The sequence below is a fragment of the Luteibacter sp. UNC138MFCol5.1 genome, from assembly GCF_900110505.1.
In the GTDB taxonomy this organism is placed as follows: domain Bacteria; phylum Pseudomonadota; class Gammaproteobacteria; order Xanthomonadales; family Rhodanobacteraceae; genus Luteibacter.
Window position 1 is genome coordinate 105062 of sequence record NZ_FODZ01000003.1, and the last position, 17373, is coordinate 122434.

16 protein-coding genes are annotated in these 17373 nt (G+C 68.1%); 1 reads left to right on the forward strand and 15 read right to left on the reverse strand.

All coding sequences use genetic code 11. The features are described from left to right. Positions 1–37: 37 nt before the first annotated feature. The 11 genes from recO to BMY69_RS08825 form a co-directional block, all read right to left on the reverse strand. Complete coding sequence (gene recO, locus BMY69_RS08775) at positions 38–730, reverse strand: DNA repair protein RecO (RefSeq protein ID WP_090177242.1); 693 nt, start codon at positions 728–730, stop codon at positions 38–40. A gap of 21 nt (positions 731–751) precedes the next feature. Beyond that, positions 752–1684 (reverse strand): GTPase Era, encoded by a 933-nt coding sequence (gene era, locus BMY69_RS08780; protein ID WP_090053880.1) that lies wholly within the window; start codon positions 1682–1684, stop codon positions 752–754. Next, positions 1681–2334: a ribonuclease III gene (gene rnc, locus BMY69_RS08785; RefSeq protein ID WP_090053882.1), complete on the reverse strand. Its 654-nt coding sequence runs from the start codon at positions 2332–2334 to the stop codon at positions 1681–1683. The genes era and rnc overlap by 4 nt, the downstream gene beginning before the upstream one ends. Positions 2335–2343: 9 nt before the next feature. Next, complete coding sequence (locus BMY69_RS08790) at positions 2344–2718, reverse strand: DUF4845 domain-containing protein (RefSeq protein WP_090053883.1); 375 nt, start codon at positions 2716–2718, stop codon at positions 2344–2346. A 136-nt stretch (positions 2719–2854) separates the two neighbouring features. Further along, a complete protein-coding gene (lepB, locus tag BMY69_RS08795) occupies positions 2855–3757 on the reverse strand; it encodes a signal peptidase I (RefSeq protein ID WP_090053885.1) in 903 nt (300 codons plus the stop codon). A gap of 99 nt (positions 3758–3856) precedes the next feature. Then, a complete protein-coding gene (gene lepA, locus BMY69_RS08800) occupies positions 3857–5647 on the reverse strand; it encodes a translation elongation factor 4 (RefSeq protein ID WP_090177244.1) in 1791 nt (596 codons plus the stop codon). 131 nt (positions 5648–5778) lie between these two features. Then, positions 5779–7197, reverse strand: coding sequence for a DegQ family serine endoprotease (locus BMY69_RS08805; protein ID WP_090177246.1), 1419 nt, complete (start codon positions 7195–7197; stop codon positions 5779–5781). A gap of 113 nt (positions 7198–7310) precedes the next feature. Next, entirely contained in the window at positions 7311–7952 is a 642-nt protein-coding gene (locus tag BMY69_RS08810; RefSeq protein WP_090177249.1) for a sigma-E factor negative regulatory protein, read from the reverse strand. After that, complete coding sequence (gene rpoE, locus BMY69_RS08815; RefSeq protein ID WP_090053892.1) at positions 7949–8545, reverse strand: RNA polymerase sigma factor RpoE; 597 nt, start codon at positions 8543–8545, stop codon at positions 7949–7951. Before rpoE ends, BMY69_RS08810 begins: the two co-directional genes overlap by 4 nt. A 140-nt stretch (positions 8546–8685) precedes the next feature. Continuing rightward, a complete protein-coding gene (locus BMY69_RS08820; protein WP_090177252.1) occupies positions 8686–11211 on the reverse strand; it encodes a putative bifunctional diguanylate cyclase/phosphodiesterase in 2526 nt (841 codons plus the stop codon). After that, entirely contained in the window at positions 11211–11687 is a 477-nt protein-coding gene (locus BMY69_RS08825; RefSeq protein ID WP_090177255.1) for a hypothetical protein, read from the reverse strand. The genes BMY69_RS08820 and BMY69_RS08825 overlap by 1 nt, the downstream gene beginning before the upstream one ends. A gap of 153 nt (positions 11688–11840) precedes the next feature. Here BMY69_RS08825 and BMY69_RS08830 point away from each other — a divergent pair, with 153 nt between their 5' ends. After that, positions 11841–13898, forward strand: a complete 2058-nt coding sequence (locus BMY69_RS08830; RefSeq protein WP_090177257.1) for a 3-hydroxyacyl-CoA dehydrogenase NAD-binding domain-containing protein — start codon at positions 11841–11843, stop codon at positions 13896–13898. Between the two features lie 182 nt (positions 13899–14080). Here BMY69_RS08830 and BMY69_RS08835 read toward each other — a convergent pair whose 3' ends face one another. The 4 genes from BMY69_RS08835 to BMY69_RS08850 all read right to left on the reverse strand — a co-directional run bounded on the left by BMY69_RS08835 (position 14081) and on the right by BMY69_RS08850 (position 17255). Continuing rightward, positions 14081–14737 (reverse strand): DUF2058 family protein, encoded by a 657-nt coding sequence (locus BMY69_RS08835; protein ID WP_090177259.1) that lies wholly within the window; start codon positions 14735–14737, stop codon positions 14081–14083. 25 nt (positions 14738–14762) lie between these two features. Next, positions 14763–14975, reverse strand: coding sequence for a SlyX family protein (locus BMY69_RS08840; protein ID WP_090053903.1), 213 nt, complete (start codon positions 14973–14975; stop codon positions 14763–14765). After that, on the reverse strand, positions 14968–16317 hold the full coding sequence (locus BMY69_RS08845; protein WP_090177262.1) for a UDP-glucose dehydrogenase family protein: 1350 nt from the start codon (positions 16315–16317) through the stop codon (positions 14968–14970). Before BMY69_RS08845 ends, BMY69_RS08840 begins: the two co-directional genes overlap by 8 nt. Before the next feature lie 152 nt (positions 16318–16469). Further along, positions 16470–17255 carry an FKBP-type peptidyl-prolyl cis-trans isomerase gene (locus tag BMY69_RS08850; RefSeq protein ID WP_090177264.1) on the reverse strand — a complete coding sequence of 262 codons (786 nt, stop codon included), beginning with the start codon at positions 17253–17255 and terminating at the stop codon, positions 16470–16472. Positions 17256–17373 lie beyond the last annotated feature (118 nt).

The following is a 17373-nucleotide window of genomic DNA, read 5'->3' on the forward strand; positions in this document are numbered from 1 at the left end:
GGCTCACGGCCCCAACGGCGTCGCGGCAAGGGCCGCCTCAGCGCAACACGCGCCAGGCGCGTAGTTCGCCGCCGCCGAGATGGAACGCGATCACCTGGCGCATCATCCGCCGCAGCGATGCGAGGCCGGCCGTATCCGGCGCTTCATCGGCGGCGAGTGCCAGCAGGTCGGCGCCACGGATCGCGTGCGGATCGCCCATGCGTCCGGGCATGACGCCGGATTCGGGATCGTAGAAATACGCAGCTGCCGGATCGACCGCTTCGCCGGACGACGCGTCGACGTCGAGCTGCAACGCGTAACCCAGCGAATCGAGCATGTCGCGCTCGAACCGGCGCAGCGTCCATGCCAGAGGCTCGCTGGCCGCCATCCGGCGCAGCGTTCGCTCGTAAAGGGCGAAGAGTTCGGGGTTCGGATCCTGGCGACCGGTCAGGCGCACGACCAGCTCGTTGAGGTAGAGGCCGGCCAGCCCGGCGTCGCCGGTGAGTCGCATCACCGCGCCCGACGGCTCCGCGCCGCGCAGCGTCGCCAGTTCGCCCTTCGTGATCAGGTCCATCGCCAGACGCTGGAACGGTTCGAGCTGGGCCCGCTGCAGGCGCGCGCGTTCGTTGCGCACGCCACGCGCGACCACGCCGATCCGGCCGAGATCCGGCGTGAGGCATTCGACGAGCAGCGACGTCTCCCGGTACGGCCGGGCGTGCAGGACGAACGCGGGCTGCTGTTCGACGCGCATCGGCAACGGCGCCCGGAGGGCTTACTCGTAGCCGAAGCGCTTGAGCAGGTTCTCGTCGTCGGCCCAGCCTTCGCGCACCTTCACCCAGAGCTTGAGGAACACCTTGCGTTCGAACAGGTGCTCCATCTGCTTGCGGGCGGACGTGCCGATGGCCTTGAGCTGCGCGCCGCCGTCGCCGATGACGATGGCCTTCTGGCCGTCGCGCTCCACCCAGATCACGGCATGGACCTCGGCGATGCCGTCGGGGCGATCCTCGAAGCGCTCGATCTCGACGGTGGTGGCGTACGGAAGCTCCTGGTCGAGACGCAGCATCAGCTGCTCGCGCACCATCTCCGCCGCGAGGAAGCGCTCGCTGCGATCGGTGATCTCGTCTTCGCCGTAGATCGCCGGCTGCTCCGGCAGGCGCTTCAGGATGCCCTTCTCGAGCCCCGCCAGCCCCTTCGACTTCAGCGCGCTGACGTAATAGACGTCGTCGAACGGATGCTTCTGCATCAGGTCCGCGACGAACGGCAGCATGGCCGCCTTGTCCTTCTGCAGGTCGACCTTGTTGATCGCGAGCAGCTTCGGCATGTCCTTCTGCTCGGACAGGGCCGCGTACATCGCCATGTCCTCGTCCGTCCAGCGGCCGGCTTCGATCACCTGGACCGCGAGGTCCACTTCGGTGATCGCCGCCCGCGCGGCGCGGTTGAGGCTGCGGTTCATCGCGCGCTTGCCGCCACGGTGCAGGCCCGGCGTGTCGACGTAGAGGATCTGGCCCTCGGGCTTGCTCGAGATGCCGAGGATCCGGTGGCGGGTGGTCTGCGGACGGTGGCTGACGATGCTCAGTCGCACGCCGATGAGGGCGTTGAGCAGCGTCGACTTGCCGACGTTCGGGCGGCCGGTCAGCGCCACGTAACCGCAGCGGAAGTCGTCGTCGACCAGGGTGTCGTTTTCGGGGGTATCGATGTCGTTCATGTCTTTTCTTCCAGCAGACGGCGAAGCACCGCTTCGGCTGCGTCCTGCTCGGCTGAGCGCCGGCTGCCCCCGCGTCCTTCGACGCGGATCGGCTCCGGCTCCTCGATGGCGCAGCTCACGTCGAAGATCTTCTCGTGATCTTCGCCGTAGCTGTCGATGAGTTCGTAAACGGGCAAGGGCATGCCCCTGCCCTGCAACCATTCCTGCAGGCGCGTCTTGGCGTCCTTGCTGGAACGCTTGATTTCTGCCACGCGGGGCGTGAACAACCTGCGCACGACCTGGCGGCAGGCGTCGTAGCCGTCGTCCAGGTAGACCGCGGCCACCAGGGCCTCGAAGGCGTCGGCGAGGATGGAATCGCGACGGAAACCGCCGCTCTTCAGCTCGCCCGGGCCGAGCTTCAGCTGATCGCCGAGTTCGAGCTCCCGGGCGATCACCGCGAGCGCCTGCCCGTTCACGAGCTGCGCGCGGAGCCGGGAGAGTTCGCCTTCGCTCGCCTTCGGGTGCGCCTCGAAGAGCAGCTCCGCGACCGTGGCGCCCAGCAGGGCATCGCCGAGGAACTCCAGGCGCTCGTTGTTCGGCTTCCCGGCGCTGCGATGAGTCAGCGCCAGCTGGGCCAGGTCCGGGTTACGGAAGGAATGAGGAAACGGCACGATGTCTCGTTACATGGGCGCATTCCTCAACTGCACCGCGTTGGAGAAGTGCAGGAGGAAGTCGATGTTGTAGAGGAAGGGGATCTTCTTGTCGTAGGCGATCTTCAGCGTGGCGCCGTTGCCGGCGCGGTCCAGCGTGATGTCCTTGGGCTGGATCGTCGCATCGTCCACGTACTGGAAGCCCATCTTGAAGATGAGATCGCGACGGATGCTGTCGAGGTCCTGCGCGCTGCCGCTCGTCGCGACCTGCGACATGGCCTTCTTCACGCCGAAGTACTCGATATAGGAAGGCACGAGCTTCATGGCCATGAAGGCGAAGAAGCCGAGCACGAGCAGCACGATGACGAAGCCGATGAGGGTGATGCCCGATTGCCTGGATTTCATGATCGTGTCCCGCCGCCGTGGCGGCCCCCTGTGCAAGACGTGGAATGCGTACGGGGCGCCCTGTGCGCCCCGCAGCGGAGATTACCTTGTCCGGAGGCATCCGCAACGCCCAGGGCGTCACGGACGCACCACGACATCAATGGATGACCCGGCCCATCTTCGAGAAATCGAGCCAGCCGTTGCCCGGGCCGCGCCAGGCGAGCCAGACGAAGAACGCCTTGCCGACCAGGTTCTGCTCCGGCATGCAGCCCCACCAGCGGCTGTCCGTGCTGTTCATGCGGTTGTCGCCCATCACGATGTAGCAGCCCTTCGGCACTTCCGAGGGGACCATCGCGTTGGGGATGTCCAGCGGCATGTTGTAGGCCGGCGTGAGCGCGATCGTGTGGTTGATGCTGCCCAGGTGTTCCGTGTAGAGCTTCGAGCCGAAGGTCATGAGCAGACGGTCCTCGGGACGGCTCATGCTGCCCTTGAACGGGCCGATCTCGTCGGCCGTGACGCGCTCGCCGTTGATGTACAGCTCGCTGCCCCGGGTCTCGATGCGATCACCGGGAAGGCCGATGACGCGCTTGATCCAGTTCTCGCTGGGCACCGGCGCGTTCGGATCCTGGCAGGTCAGGTCGCCGCTGCGGACCGTTTTGCCGTTTTCGTCCTTGCACAGGTAGCCCGGAAAGCGGAACACGACCACGTCGCCGCGGCGCGGTTCGCCATTGGCGAGCAGCTTGTTGTTGAAGGCCGGCATGCGCAGGCCATAGGCGAACTTGTTGACCAGGATGAAATCGCCGACGTCGAGCGTGGGCATCATCGAGCCCGACGGGATCCGGAACGGCTCCGCGACGAACGAGCGCAGGATGAGCACGACGAGGATCACCGGGAACAGCGAACGGGCCCAGTCGACCGGCCACGGCTCGGGCTGCTCGGTGCCGGCCGCTTCCGACCGGGCGCGGCGCGCCTTCGCGAGGAACAGGCGATCGAACAGCCAGACGACGCCGAAGAGGACCGTCAGGCCGAGAAGGATCGCCGAGAAATCAAATGCCGCCATACCAACTCCATCAGTAGTGAGGGGCCCTTAGGGCCCATTCCGGCGCATCCGGCGCCGGGAATCCATGGGTGAAACGTCATGCCACGACCGTGGCCGGGTTTACTTGTCGACCTTGAGCACGGCGAGGAAGGCTTCCTGCGGGATTTCCACGCTGCCGACCTGCTTCATGCGCTTCTTGCCTTCCTTCTGCTTCTCCAGCAGCTTCTTCTTGCGCGAGACGTCGCCGCCGTAGCACTTGGCCAGCACGTTCTTGCGCAGCGCCTTCACGGTCGAGCGCGCGATGATGGCGGCGCCGATGGCGGCCTGGATCGCCACGTCGAACTGCTGGCGCGGGATGAGGTCCTTCATCCGCTCCACGAGCTCGCGGCCGCGCCGTTCGGCATGCGAGCGGTGCACGATCAGGCTCAGGGCGTCGACGCGATCGCCGTTGATCAGGACGTCCACGCGGACGAACGGACCGGCGTCGAAGCGGTCGAGGTGGTAGTCCATGGATGCGTAGCCACGCGACACCGACTTCAGGCGATCGAAGAAGTCGAGCACCACCTCCGCCAGCGGCAGCTCGTAGGTCACCTGCACCTGCGTGGCGAGGTACTGGATCGACCGCTGCACGCCGCGCTTTTCCTCGCACAGCTTGATCACGTTGCCGACGTAGTCCGACGGCGTGAGGATGTTGGCCACGATGACCGGCTCGCGGATCTCCGCGATCTGCTGCGGTGGAGGCAGCTTGGCCGGGTTGTCCATCTGGATGATCGTGCCGTCCGTCTTCACGACCTCGTACACGACGGTCGGGGCGGTGGTGATGAGGTCGAGGTCGTACTCGCGCTCGAGGCGCTCCTGCACGATCTCCATGTGCAGCATGCCGAGGAAGCCGCAGCGGAAGCCGAAGCCCATCGCCTCGGAGCTCTCCGGCTCGAAGAACATGGCCGCGTCGTTCAGACGCAGCTTGTCGAGGGCCTCGCGCAGCGCCGGGTAATCGTCGGCCGAAACCGGGAACAGACCCGCGAAGACGCGCGGCTGCATCGTCTGGAAGCCCGGCAGCGGTTCTTCCGCCGGCTTGCCGGCGTGGGTCAGGGTGTCGCCGACCGGAGCGCCGTGGACGTCCTTGATGGACGCGTTGATCCAGCCCACCTCGCCCGCCGAAAGCTTGTCGAGCTTCTTGCGCTTGGGCGTGAACACGCCGACGTCGTCCACCAGGTGCGTGCGGCCCGTCGACATCACCAGGATCTTGTCGCCCGGACGGATCTCGCCCTGCATGACGCGCACGAGCGACACCACGCCGAGGTAGTTGTCGAACCACGAATCGATGATCAGCGCCTGCAGCTTGTCGGTGTCGCGCGGCTTGGGCGGCGGAATGCGATGGATGATGGCTTCCAGCACCTCGACCACGTTCTGGCCGGTCTTGGCGCTGACGGGAATCGCATCGCTCGCGTCCAGACCGATCACGGCCTCGATCTCGGCCTTGGCCTTGTCGATGTCGGCGGTGGGCAGGTCGATCTTGTTCAGCACGGGAATGACTTCGAGGCCCTGCTCGATCGCCGTGTAGCAGTTGGCGACCGACTGCGCCTCGACGCCCTGCGCCGCGTCGACCACGAGCAGCGCGCCTTCGCACGCGGAGAGAGAGCGGCTGACCTCGTACGAGAAGTCGACGTGTCCCGGCGTGTCGATGAAGTTCAGCTGGTAGGTCTTCCCGTCGCGCGCCTTGTACGGCAGCGACACGGACTGGGCCTTGATCGTGATGCCGCGCTCGCGCTCGATCGGGTTGTTGTCGAGGACCTGCGCTTCCATTTCGCGCTCGGACAAGCCGCCGCAAAGCTGGATGATGCGGTCGGCCAGGGTCGACTTGCCGTGGTCGATATGGGCAATGATGGAGAAGTTGCGGATGAGTTCCATGGAGCGCCGTGGTCACGTTCACCATCGCTCGCGGCGCGAACGACGCGCGCGAAGCTCATTTGGCCCGCGCGAATCGGGGGATTATCGCATGGAAGGCCGACCGCCGCCGAGCGACGGCCGGCCCACGGCGATCAGCGGTCGCTGGGGACCGTCACGCCGACGAAGCGGGTCGAGTCGTCGCGGCGCACCAGCAGCATGGCCGTATCACCCGGCTTGATGCCCTTGACCGCGTCGCGGAAGGCCGCGGAGGTGCCCACGCGCTTCTGGTTGACCATCAGGATGACGTCGCCCGCCTGCAGGCCGGCACTCGCCGCGCCACCGCCGGTGATCCGGCTGACGACGACGCCCTCCCCGGCCTTGAGCCCGAGCTCGGCACGCGCCGACGCGTCGATGTCCTGCACCGACATGCCCAGCGCGGCGGCGGATCCGCCGGGAGTCGCCTCGTCGCCGCCAGCCGCGGCGGCCAGGGCGTTCTTGTCCCGGGGCAGCTCGCCCACCTTGACGTCGACGGTCTGCTTCTTGTGATCGCGAAGGAGCTCGACCTTCGCCATCGAGCCCGGCTTCGTGATGCCGACCAGCGGCGGCAGGTCCGCCGACTGGGTCACGGGCGTGCCGTTGAACGAGAGGATGACGTCGCCCTGCTTCAGCCCCGCCTTGTCGGCGCCGCTGCCGGGCGTGACCTGCGCCACGAGGGCGCCGTTCGCGTCCGGCAGGTCGAGGTTCTTCACGAACTGGTCGACCGGCTGCACCGTGACGCCGAGCATGCCGCGAGACACGTAGCCCTTCTCCTTGATCTGCTGGACGACGTTCATCGCCACGTCGATCGGAATGGAGAACGACAGGCCCTGGTAACCGCCCGAGGTCGAGTAGATCTGCGAGTTCACGCCGATGACCTGGCCTTGCAGGTTGAACAGCGGGCCGCCGGAATTGCCGCGGTTGATCGGCACGTCGGTCTGGATGAACGAGGTGTAGGGCTGGTCGCCGCTGCCGAGGTTGCGTCCCACGGCGCTGATGATGCCGTGGGTCACCGTGGCGTCGAGGCCGAACGGGGAGCCGATGGCGAGCGCCCACTGGCCGCGCTTGACGCCGCGCGAGTCGCCGATGGTCACCGTCGGCAGCGCCGAGCCGTCGATCTTCAGCAGCGCGATGTCGTACTGGGGATCCTTGCCGACGACTTTCGCGGTGAAGGTGCGGCGGTCCTGCAGGCGGATCTTCACCTCGTCGGCATCGTCGACCACGTGATCGTTCGTGAGGACGTAGCCGTCGGCCGAGATGATGAAGCCGGAGCCGAGCGAGGTGGACTCTCGCGGCTGCATGGGCATGCCGGGCATGCCGAAGAAGCGGCGTAGCAGTTCTTCCTGGTCGTCCTGACCGCCGCCGGGACCGCGCGCCTTGCGCGCCGCGCCCGTCGTCTTCGCTTCGACGTGGACCACCGCCGGCGCGTTCTTTTCGACGATGCCGGTGAAGTCCGGCAGCGACTGCGCCTGCGCGCCGGCCGCCGCCACGACGAACGCACCGCCCAACAGTGCGCGTGCATGCCACAAAGCCATCGATTTCCTCCTTTTTACCTGGACATGGCTGCCCGTGCGGCCTACGCCGCACGGGGATTTACGAATGGGATAAATCGCACCGGCGAGCCGCCGGCGCGCGAAACGCGGAGGGCTCAGCGAGCCTGCGGCGCGGCGACCGGCTGGACATAGCGACTGCCGTCCGGACGGATGAGCAGCATGTAACCGTTGCCATCCGACGTGGACGCCGCCGCCCGGGCGCGATGGATCTGATACGGCGTCGAGCGCGGCAGGTAGGCCGCACCCGCATCGCCGCTGCTGTCGAAGGCGGCCTTCTGGGTGAACTGCGACGCGTTGCTGCCGGTGAGCCACTGCGGCGCGACCGGCGCGGCGGCCGGAACCGACACCTCCGCGACTTCGGTGTCGCCACCGGCGACGGCACGCTGTGCGACGTCCGCGGGAACCGAACCGTTACCGGCCGGCTGCGCGAGCATCAGCGCCGCCACGGCCACGCTCGCGGCGATGGCGCCGCCCGCGGACCAGTGCAGCCAGCGACGACGCGGCGCCGCCGAAGCCGCGGGCTCGGCGTCTATGGCCGCCATGACGCGGCTGGCGAAGTCGCCCGACACCAGCGGAGCGCCCTGCCGGCGCAGGCCGTCGCGTGCGACGTGGAGGCGTTCCCAGGTATCGGCGAGCACCGGATCGGCCTCGAGACGACGCAGCAGGAAACGGATTTCCTCCCGAGACAACTCGCCGTCCATGCCGGCGGAGAGAATTTCCCGATTGGCTTCGCTCATGGGGTGTGGTCCTCGCGGTCGGACAACAGCGGCCGCAGTTTCTGGTCGATGGCTTCGCGAGCCCTGAAAATACGCGAACGGACCGTCCCGATGGGGCAATCCATGATGGCGGCGATCTCTTCGTAGCTCTTGCCGTCCACTTCGCGCAGGGTGATCGCGGCCCGAAGTTCTTCGGGCAGGGATTGGACAGTGGAAAACACCGTTTGTTCCACCTGCTCCCGCATCATTTCGCGCTCGGGGGTGGCGCTCTCGTGCATGCGGGTGGCGCCAGGCACGTAAACGGCATCTTCGATGTCGATGTCGCCGGTGGGCGGACGGCGGCCCATGGCCACCAGGTGGTTCTTCGCGGTGTTCACCGCGATCTTGTAGAGCCAGGTGTAGAAGGCGCTTTCGCCGCGGAACGAGCCCAGCGCGCGCCAGGCGCGCACGAAGGCCTCCTGGGCGATGTCCTCGCATTCCGTCCAGTCGTGGACGTAGCGCGAGATCAGCGCGACCACCTTGTGCTGGTACTTGCGGACAAGCAGGTCGAACGCGCGGCGATCCCCTTGCTGCACACGCTCGACAAGTGCCTGATCCAATTCGTTTTCGCCCATCCGGGCCGTCTCCTCAACTCTTACGGGGCCAGTCGCGGGCGCAGCTGAGACAAGCGGGCCGGACGCAAGTTCACCCGCGCCCGCCGATCGTCCTGCCGCTTATGACTATGCGGGGCATGCGGGCGGACCTCAAGCTCGGGTCAGGCGGGGACGGCCTGACCCTCGGAAACCAGCCGCTCCCGCTCGCCCAGCAGTTTCTCGAACGCGGCGGTCGGCAACGGGCGACAGAACAGGTACCCCTGGAGCTCGTCGCAGCCGTTGGCGCGCAGGAAATGCAGGTGCTGCTCGATCTCCACGCCCTCGGCCACCACGCCGCGCTTGAGCCGATGGGCCATGTCGATCGTCGCGCGGACGATGGCTTCATCGTCGGGGTCGACGCCGATGTTGCGCACGAAGCTCTGGTCGATCTTGATCCGGTCGGCGGGGAGGCGGCGCAGGTAATCCAGCGACGCCGCCCCGGTGCCGAAGTCGTCGATCGCGATGCGGCAGCCCATGGCATGCAGCGCGTCGAGCGTTTCGACCAGGTGCGGCACGGTCTTCACGCTGATGCTTTCCGTCACCTCGAGCTCCAGCTGGCTCGCCTGCAGTCCCGAATCGCGCAGCGCGCCGGCGACCACGGCCGCGAGGTTCGGCTGCATGAGCTGCACGGCGGAGAGGTTCACGCCCAGGCGCAATCCGAGGCCATAGCGGTCTTCCCAGACCTTCGCCTGGGAGCAGGCCGTGCGGAGCACCCATTCGCCGATCGGCACGATCAGGCCACTCGCCTCGGCCAGCGGGATGAAGAACCCGGGGCTGATCATCCCGAGTTCGGGATGCTCCCAGCGGACCAGCGCCTCCATACCGACGATGTCCTCGCTCCCCGCGTCCACCTGCGGCTGGTAGAAGACGCGCAGCTCGTCGTTGCGCACCGCATGGCGCAGGCGCGCTTTCAGCTCGGCCTGTTGCTGCTGCGCGGTGTCCACGTTGGCCGCGTACACCTGGTAGTTGTTCCGGCCCAGGCTCTTCGCGCCATACATGGCCTCGTCGGCGTGGCGCAGCAGCAGCTCGCCCTCGACCGCGTCGTCGGGAAAGAACGAAATGCCGACCGACACGGTGGCCTGCAGTTCCGAGCCGTCGGCCAGCGCCAGGGGCACCTCCATCGCCTGCACGATCTTTTCGGCGATGCGCAGCACGTCGTCGCGCTTGATGATGTGGCGGAGGATCAGCGTGAACTCGTCCCCCGCGTAGCGCGCCACCGTGTCGGACGCACGGACGCTGGCGCGAAGGCGCTTCGCCACCGACGTGAGCACCTGGTCGCCCACCGCGTGGCCGAGCGTCTCGTTGATCGTCTTGAACCGGTCGAGATCCACCAGCAGCGTCGCGAACAGCTCGCCGGTGCGCGCGGCCTCGCGGATCGTCGTGTCGAGCCGGTCGTTGAACAGGAGTCGGTTCGGCAAGCCCGTGAGCGCGTCGACGAGCCCGCGTTCGCGTCCCTGCTCGCGCGCCCGGCGCAGTTCCAGCGCCGCCGCGAAACGGGAGGTCGCGGCGCGCAGCGCCGCGCCGAGCACGGCGGTGTCGCCGGATGGGCGCCGCCGACCCGCGAAAAGCGCGCCGAGGACGCTGCGCCGTTCGTCCAGCAACGGCAGCCACGCATAGGACGCCAGGCCGAGTGAGTCCACCAACGGATCGCCCGGCGGCGAGTCGTGGGCGTCGCCAAGCCGCAGCAGCACCTCGCCGCCGAGGCAGAGCTTCAGCAGCGGCAGGTCGTCCGCGGCGGGCCACGAGACCGTGCCGTCCCCGTTCCATATCCTGGCGACGACCTCGGGACCGCTGTCGCTCTCCGGCAGCGCCGACCACACGCCGACGACGTCGAGTTCCAGTGCGTCGGCAAGCATGGCCGCGGCCTCGCCGAGGCCCTCGTCGTCGCTGGGGCACGCGTCGAGCACCGCGAGCAGCGACAGCGCGCGACCCGCCGTTTCCACGGCGCGCAGGTCGCGGAAAGCCACCGCGATCCGGTGCCGACCGGCCACTGCGAGGTGGCGGACATCGATCTCGCCGACGATCTCCCGACCGTCGCGCAGGCGCACGCGGCACGGCATGCCGTCGCCATCGGGCACGGGCCACGTGGCACCGCTGGCGAGGATGAAGCATTCGGAAAGCAGCCTGCCCTGCACCGGGCCATCGCCAGCGCACAGCCGCTCCATCGCCGCGCCGCTTTCCACGATGCAGCCGTCGGGAGTGGTTGCCACGACCCACGCGGCTCCCGCGTCGAAGGCGAAGCGCCAGTCCTGCGGCGCCGGCACGGAAGGCGTCGCCGGCATGCGGATCGCGGCGCGCACTCGCTGCGCCAGTTCCGCGCCGATCGCTCCCTGGCGCAACCACGCGATCGCGTCATCCGGCGCGATGCCCGGTACGTCGTCGACCACGTATACCAGCGGCAGCGACGCGTAGGCCGGCGACGCGCGGAGGATGCGAAGGCCCTGGGCCATGTCCGGACCGGCGTCGGCGCCGATCACCGCGACATGCAGGGGCGGCGCGTCGGCGAGCAGCGCCTCGAGCTGCGCCGCGTCGCGCGCGCTGAGGAGGACGAAGTCGCCGTCCATGTCGAGCGCGTCGAAAACCGCGCGGCGCACGTCGCGCCGCGCCGTGAAGATGAGGACGCCGTCCGGGCCGTTCGCGGGCGCCATCAGACGACCCAACGACCGTCGCGCAGGCGCGGCGCGGCCGCCCGGGCCTGCCAGTCGGCCTCGACGACGCTGACGTCGTTCTCGAACGTGGCCAGCAGCGTGGGGCCGGCACCAAGCAGGACGACGCGACGCACATGGCCCGTCTGGGTACGCGAGAGTTGCCGCAAAAGCGCACCGTCCGTCGCGCTCGGCACGCCCGGCGGCATGTCGATCAGGTACACGCCGAAGTGCAGGCTCTGCAGGATGTAGCGCAGCGCGTCGCCCAGCCGCTGGCATCCGGGCACCCGCATCTGGGCGTCACGCAGGCTTACCAGTCCTTCGCCATGGCGCCACAGGTAGGCGGCCTGGCCGGTGCGCCGGGCGACGAGCCGGAACTGCTCGACAAGGACGGCCGGTTCGCTTGTCTTGAGGGCGACCAGCGGCCCGGACGCCGACAGGATGCGGTCGAAGACGTCGTTTCCTACGTGGTGATCCATGGGCGGTCGCGCGGCTTGGCTGGCGGGCAGTATCCGCCCAATACGGGGGCGTACGCCAGACACCCCCGGCGGCCGGAACCGTACGCGCGGGTATCGCATTCGGCACGGGGGAACGGTATGGTGATGCGCTCATTCGCCACCGCACGACCAGCCATGTTCGAAGGACTCCGATTCAAGCACTGGAAGACCAGCGAAGGCGACGACGGGATCGTCGTCCTCACGCTCGACCGCGAGGGCGCCAGCGCGAACGCGCTGTCGCGCGAGGTGCTCGACGAGCTGGACACGCTCGTGGAGCGCCTGGCCATCGAAGGACCGAAGGGCGTGGTCATCCACTCCGCCAAGCCGATGGGTTTCGCCGTCGGTGCGGACATCCGCGAATTCGTCGAATACGCGCAGACCGGCACCGTCCTCGAGAACATCGAGAACGGCCAGCGCGTCTTCGAGAACCTCGCCCGCCTGCCCTTCCCGACCGTCGCCGCCATCCACGGCGCCTGCATGGGCGGCGGCACCGAACTCGCCCTCGCCTGCCGCCTGCGCATCGCCGCCGACGACGACGCGACGAAGATCGCCCTGCCCGAGGTCATGCTCGGCATCCATCCAGGCTGGGGCGGTAGCGCCCGCCTGCCGCGCCTGATCGGTGCGCCGGACGCCTTGCCGGCGATGCTGACCGGCAAGGCGTTCAATGCCCGCCGCGCGAAGGCGGTCGGCCTGGTCGACCGTCTCGCGCGCCCCGACGAACTGCTCGCCGAAGCACGCGCCCTCGCGCGCCGGCCGGCCGCCCGCCCGTTCGCGCAGCGCGCGAAGGGCTGGGCCACCAACACGCTGCTGGCCCGCGCGATCCTCGCGCCGATGGTGCGCAAGCAGACGGCCGCCAAGGTCCGCCGGGAGCACTATCCGGCGCCATTCGCGCTCATCGACACATGGGCGCGCGGCGGCCCGTCCATCCAGCAGCGCCTGAAGCTCGAGGCGAAGTCGGTGGCGAAGCTCGCCACGACGCCGACCGCCCGCAACCTCATCCGCATCTTCTTCCTGCAGGAGCGCCTGAAGGGCCTCGGCGGCGGCACCGACCACGGCATTTCTCATGTCCACGTCGTCGGCGCCGGCACCATGGGCGGCGACATCGCGGCCTGGTCGGCGCTGAAGGGATTCCAGGTGACGCTGCAGGACCGCGAGGCCCGCTTCGTCGAGCCCGCGATCAAGCGCGCCCGCACGCTGTTCGAGAAGAAGCTCAAGGCGCCGGCGAAGGTCGACGCCGCGGTGGCGCGCCTGCGCGCGGACGTGGAAGGCAAGGGCGTGGCCGACGCCGATCTCGCGATCGAGGCCATCTTCGAGAATCCGGAAGCGAAGCACGCCCTGTACGCGGCCATCGAACCGCAGTTCCAGGCGGACGAGATCCTCGCCAGCAATACCTCGTCGATTCCGCTCGACGAACTGCGCCAGGGACTGAAGGCGCCCCAGCGCTTCCTCGGCCTGCATTTCTTCAACCCCGTGGCGCAGATGCCGCTGGTCGAAGTCGTGCGCCACGACGCGCTCGATCCGGCGATCGAGAAGCGCGCCCTGGCCTTCTGCAAGGCGATCGGCAAGCTCCCGGTGCCGGTGAAGGGCACGCCCGGCTTCCTCGTCAACCGCATCCTCATGCCGTACCTGATGGAAGCGATGCGCCTGTACAACGAAGGCGTGCCGGGGCCCGTGCTCGATCGCGAAGCGAAGAAGTTCGGCATGCCGATGGGCCCGATCGAACTGGCCGACACCGTCGGCCTCGACGTGTGCGCCTCGGTGGGCAAGGAACTCGCACCGTTCCTCGGCCTCGAGGTCCCGCAGGGGCTTGAGGAGAAGCTCGCGGCGAACAAGCGCGGCAAGAAGGACGGCGAAGGCCTCTACGTGTGGAAGGACGGCAAGCCGGAGAAGCCCGAGGTCGATCCGGATTACGTCCCGCCGGCGGACATCACGGATCGCATGATCCTGCCCATGGTCAACGAGGCGATCGCCTGCCTCGCGGAAAACGTGGTCGACGACGCCGACCTGCTCGACGCGGGCGTCATCTTCGGGACGGGCTTCGCGCCCTTCCGCGGCGGTCCGATCCAGTACGTGCGAACCGAGGGCGTGGCCGTCGTGCGCGAACGCCTGGCGAAACTCGAGCAGAAGCACGGCGCGCGCTTCGCGAAGAAGGAAGGCTGGGAGAACCCCGAGCTTTCGGCGCCTGCCGCCTGACGAAACGCGAACCGGGGCGAGCACCCATCGCCGATGCGATCGGCGATCGGCGCCTGCCGCGTAGGAGCGCGCCCTGCGCGCGACATGTTTTGGGGCCCTGAGCAACAGGACCTGTCGCTCTTCGCGAAAAGATGTCGCGCGCAGGGCGCGCTCCTACGGGAGCACGACCGAAGCGCGCGGCGTCACCACATCAGATCGTCAGGCACCCCATCGTCCGATTCGCTCACGGCGTTCGGATCGACCAGCAACGCGATGAACTCGGGCGCGATGCCGCGCAGTTCGTCGATCACAGCCTTCTGCACGACGAGATACCGGCCACCCTGTTGCACGACACCCAGTTCGCCCGCGTTGATCGCCGCCAACTGCGCCGCGTCGACGTGGACGCGACGGATCTTGTCGCCATAAGGAAAATGCCGCACCTGGTCGGCTTCGGCGAGGTTGAGCGCCTTGCCCTTGAGCAGCTCCTCGACCTTGCGCTTCTTCTCCTTGCGCAGCCTCGCCTGCTCGGCGGCTTCGGCCTCGGCCTTGCGGCGTTCGTTCGCGTCGGTCTGCGCACGAATGGCATAGGCCTTCGCCAGATCTATCTCGCCATCGTTGCGCTTCTGCGGACGCTGTCCGCCCTGGCCCGGCTTACCCGCGTGCTGCGCGGGCCGGCCGCCATGGCGATTTCCGCCACCGCCCTGGGGCTTGCCGCCCTGCTTCGGCCGGTTGCCCGCATAGGGCTGGCCGCTCGCCGACGATCCACCGCCCTGCCGCGGCGGCGTGGACGTCCGTTTCTCTTCGCGGATCTCCTTGACGAGGCCGCTCTTCAACAACTGGTCGCGCAGGGACTCTGCCATGTTCGGTAAGGCTCGTTCGAATGCTTCAGTAGTGCGGCGGCGGCGGCTCGTTGGCGGTGTCGCCACCGAGGCCCGCGCGCATGTTCACGAGGTCCGAGCGCAGATCGCGCACGGCTCGTTCCAGCAGGTCCAGCCGGCGCGCGATTTCCACGTCCGCCGACGAAAGACCGTTGACCGTATCGTCCACGAACGCGAGGCGCACCTCGAGTTCGGTGACGCGTTCCTCGACATCACCCATGATCGCTCCCCGCGAGGCTGCGACCGCGGCCGATGCCGTAGTACGCGATGCCGGCTTCCTCGACGAGCGCCGGATCGTAGATGTTGCGGCCGTCGAAGATGACGGGCGTGCCGAGCATCGACTTCACGCGCGCGAAATCCGGGCTGCGGAAGGCTTTCCACTCGGTCACGATCACCAGGGCGTCCGCGCCCTCGAGCGCGTCGTACGGGCGCTCCACGAGCACGAGGTCGTCGCGGTCGCCATAGATGCGACGGGTTTCGTGCGCCGCCTCGGGATCGAAGGCGCGCACCTTCGCACCGGCGTCCCACAGCTGCTCCATGAGACGTCGGCTCGAGGCCTCGCGCATGTCGTCCGTGTTCGCCTTGAAGGCCAGTCCCCAGACGGCGATCGTGCGGCCGGCGAGCTTGCCGCCGAAGTGCTTCGAGAGCAGCGCGAACAGGCGCGACTTCTGCGCGTCGTTCACCGCTTCCACCGCGTCGAGCAGCCGTGCGTCGTAACCTACCGAATGCGCGGTGCGCGCGAGCGCCTGGACGTCCTTCGGGAAGCACGACCCGCCGTAGCCGGCACCGGGGTAGATGAAGTGGTAGCCGATGCGTGGATCGGCGCCGATGCCCTGGCGCACGAGTTCGACGTCAGCGCCGACGTGCTCGGCGATGTTGGCGATCTCGTTCATGAAGCTGATCTTCGTCGCGAGCATCGCGTTCGCCGCGTACTTCGTCAGCTCCGCCGAGCGCACGTCCATCACCACCATGCGATCGTGGTTGCGGTTGAACGGCGCGTACAGCTTGCGCAGCAGGCCGATCGCCTTCGGGCTCGACGCGCCGACGATGATGCGGTCCGGACGCATGCAGTCCTCGACCGCGTCGCCTTCCTTGAGGAATTCAGGATTGGAGACGATGTCGAACGGCACGTCCACGCCACGCGCTTCGAGGCGCGCAGCCACCGCTTCGCGAACGCGGTCGGCGGTGCCCACCGGCACGGTCGATTTGTTCACCACCACGGTGTATCGGTCGATGTGGTCGCCGATCGTCTTCGCCACGGCCAGCACGTACTGGAGGTCGGCGCTGCCGTCCTCGTCGGGCGGCGTGCCGACGGCGATGAACACGATGTCGCCATGGGCGATCGCCGGTGCGGCGTCGGTCGTGAAGTCCAGTCGGCCCTCGGCGTGGTTACGCACGACCATCGGCTCCAGGCCGGGCTCGTAGATGGGCACGTCGCCGTTCTTCAGGCGCTCGACCTTGCCGGCGTCCACGTCGACGCAGACCACGTGGTTGCCCATTTCGGCCAGACAGGTGCCGGTGACGAGGCCGACGTAACCGGTTCCAAAGATGGTGACTTTCATGGTGCTCCCGGCATGTCCGTAGCCGCCTATTGTAGTGGCGGATGCGCGGCAAGTGGCGTCGACGAAGGGTCGAGCCGGGTCGCTCCACCCAAAAAAGAAGGGCCGCGATCGCTCGCGGCCCTTCTGCGGATGTAACGCGTGTCGCGGGAGGCTTACTTGCCGCCGCCCTGCGGCGCCGCGCCGGCGCCCGGACCCTGACCCGCCGGGGTCGGACCGGTCTTGATCAGCTCGACGTCGAAGATGATCGTCGCGTTCGGCGGGAAGCCGTTTTCCGGCTTGGCGCCGTAGGCGATGTTCGACGGGATGAACAGCTTGTACTTGCCACCCGTCTGCATCAGCTGCAGGCCTTCACGGAAGCCCGGGATCACCGCGGCGAGCGGAATCTGGGCCGGGCCGGCCGGCTGGTGGTCGGCCGAGGAGTCGAACTTCTCGCCGTTCACGAACGTGCCGGTGTAGTTGATGGTGACCGTGTCGTTCGGACCCGGACGCTGACCGGTACCGGCCTGGACGACCTGGTACTGCAGGCCCGAAGCCGTCGTCTTCACGCCGGCGGCCGACTTGTTCTTGGCCAGGAAGGCGTCGCCTTCGCTCTTGTTCTGGGCGGCGACCTTGTTGTACTCGGCCTCGGCCTTGACCTTCAGCTGGGCCACGAAGGCCTCGCGGACGGTCTTGGCTTCGGCTTCGCTCATGGTCGGCTTCTGGCCCGACAGGGCGGCCTGAAGCGCCTTGGCGACCGTGGCCGCGTCGACTTCCTTCGCCACGAGCGGCGGAAGCGAGCTGGCAAGGTCCCAACCCACGACATAGCTGGCCTTCTGCTTATCGACCGCGCCCGCGGGGGCGGCGGCCGGCTTGGCGGCCTGGGCGGATGCGCCCGCGGCCGTACCCAGCGCAACCGCCAGGGCGACGGCCGTCATCGTGGGACGCAAAAAGTGCTTCATTCGATACTCCCTCTCTTGGAAAGATTCGGCGACGCCGCCGGTACACCTCCTTGTGGAGGCGGAAACGCCATTGTGCGGTGGTTCGCGCCCTGCTTGCAATGACGTGGCGAGAGACAGG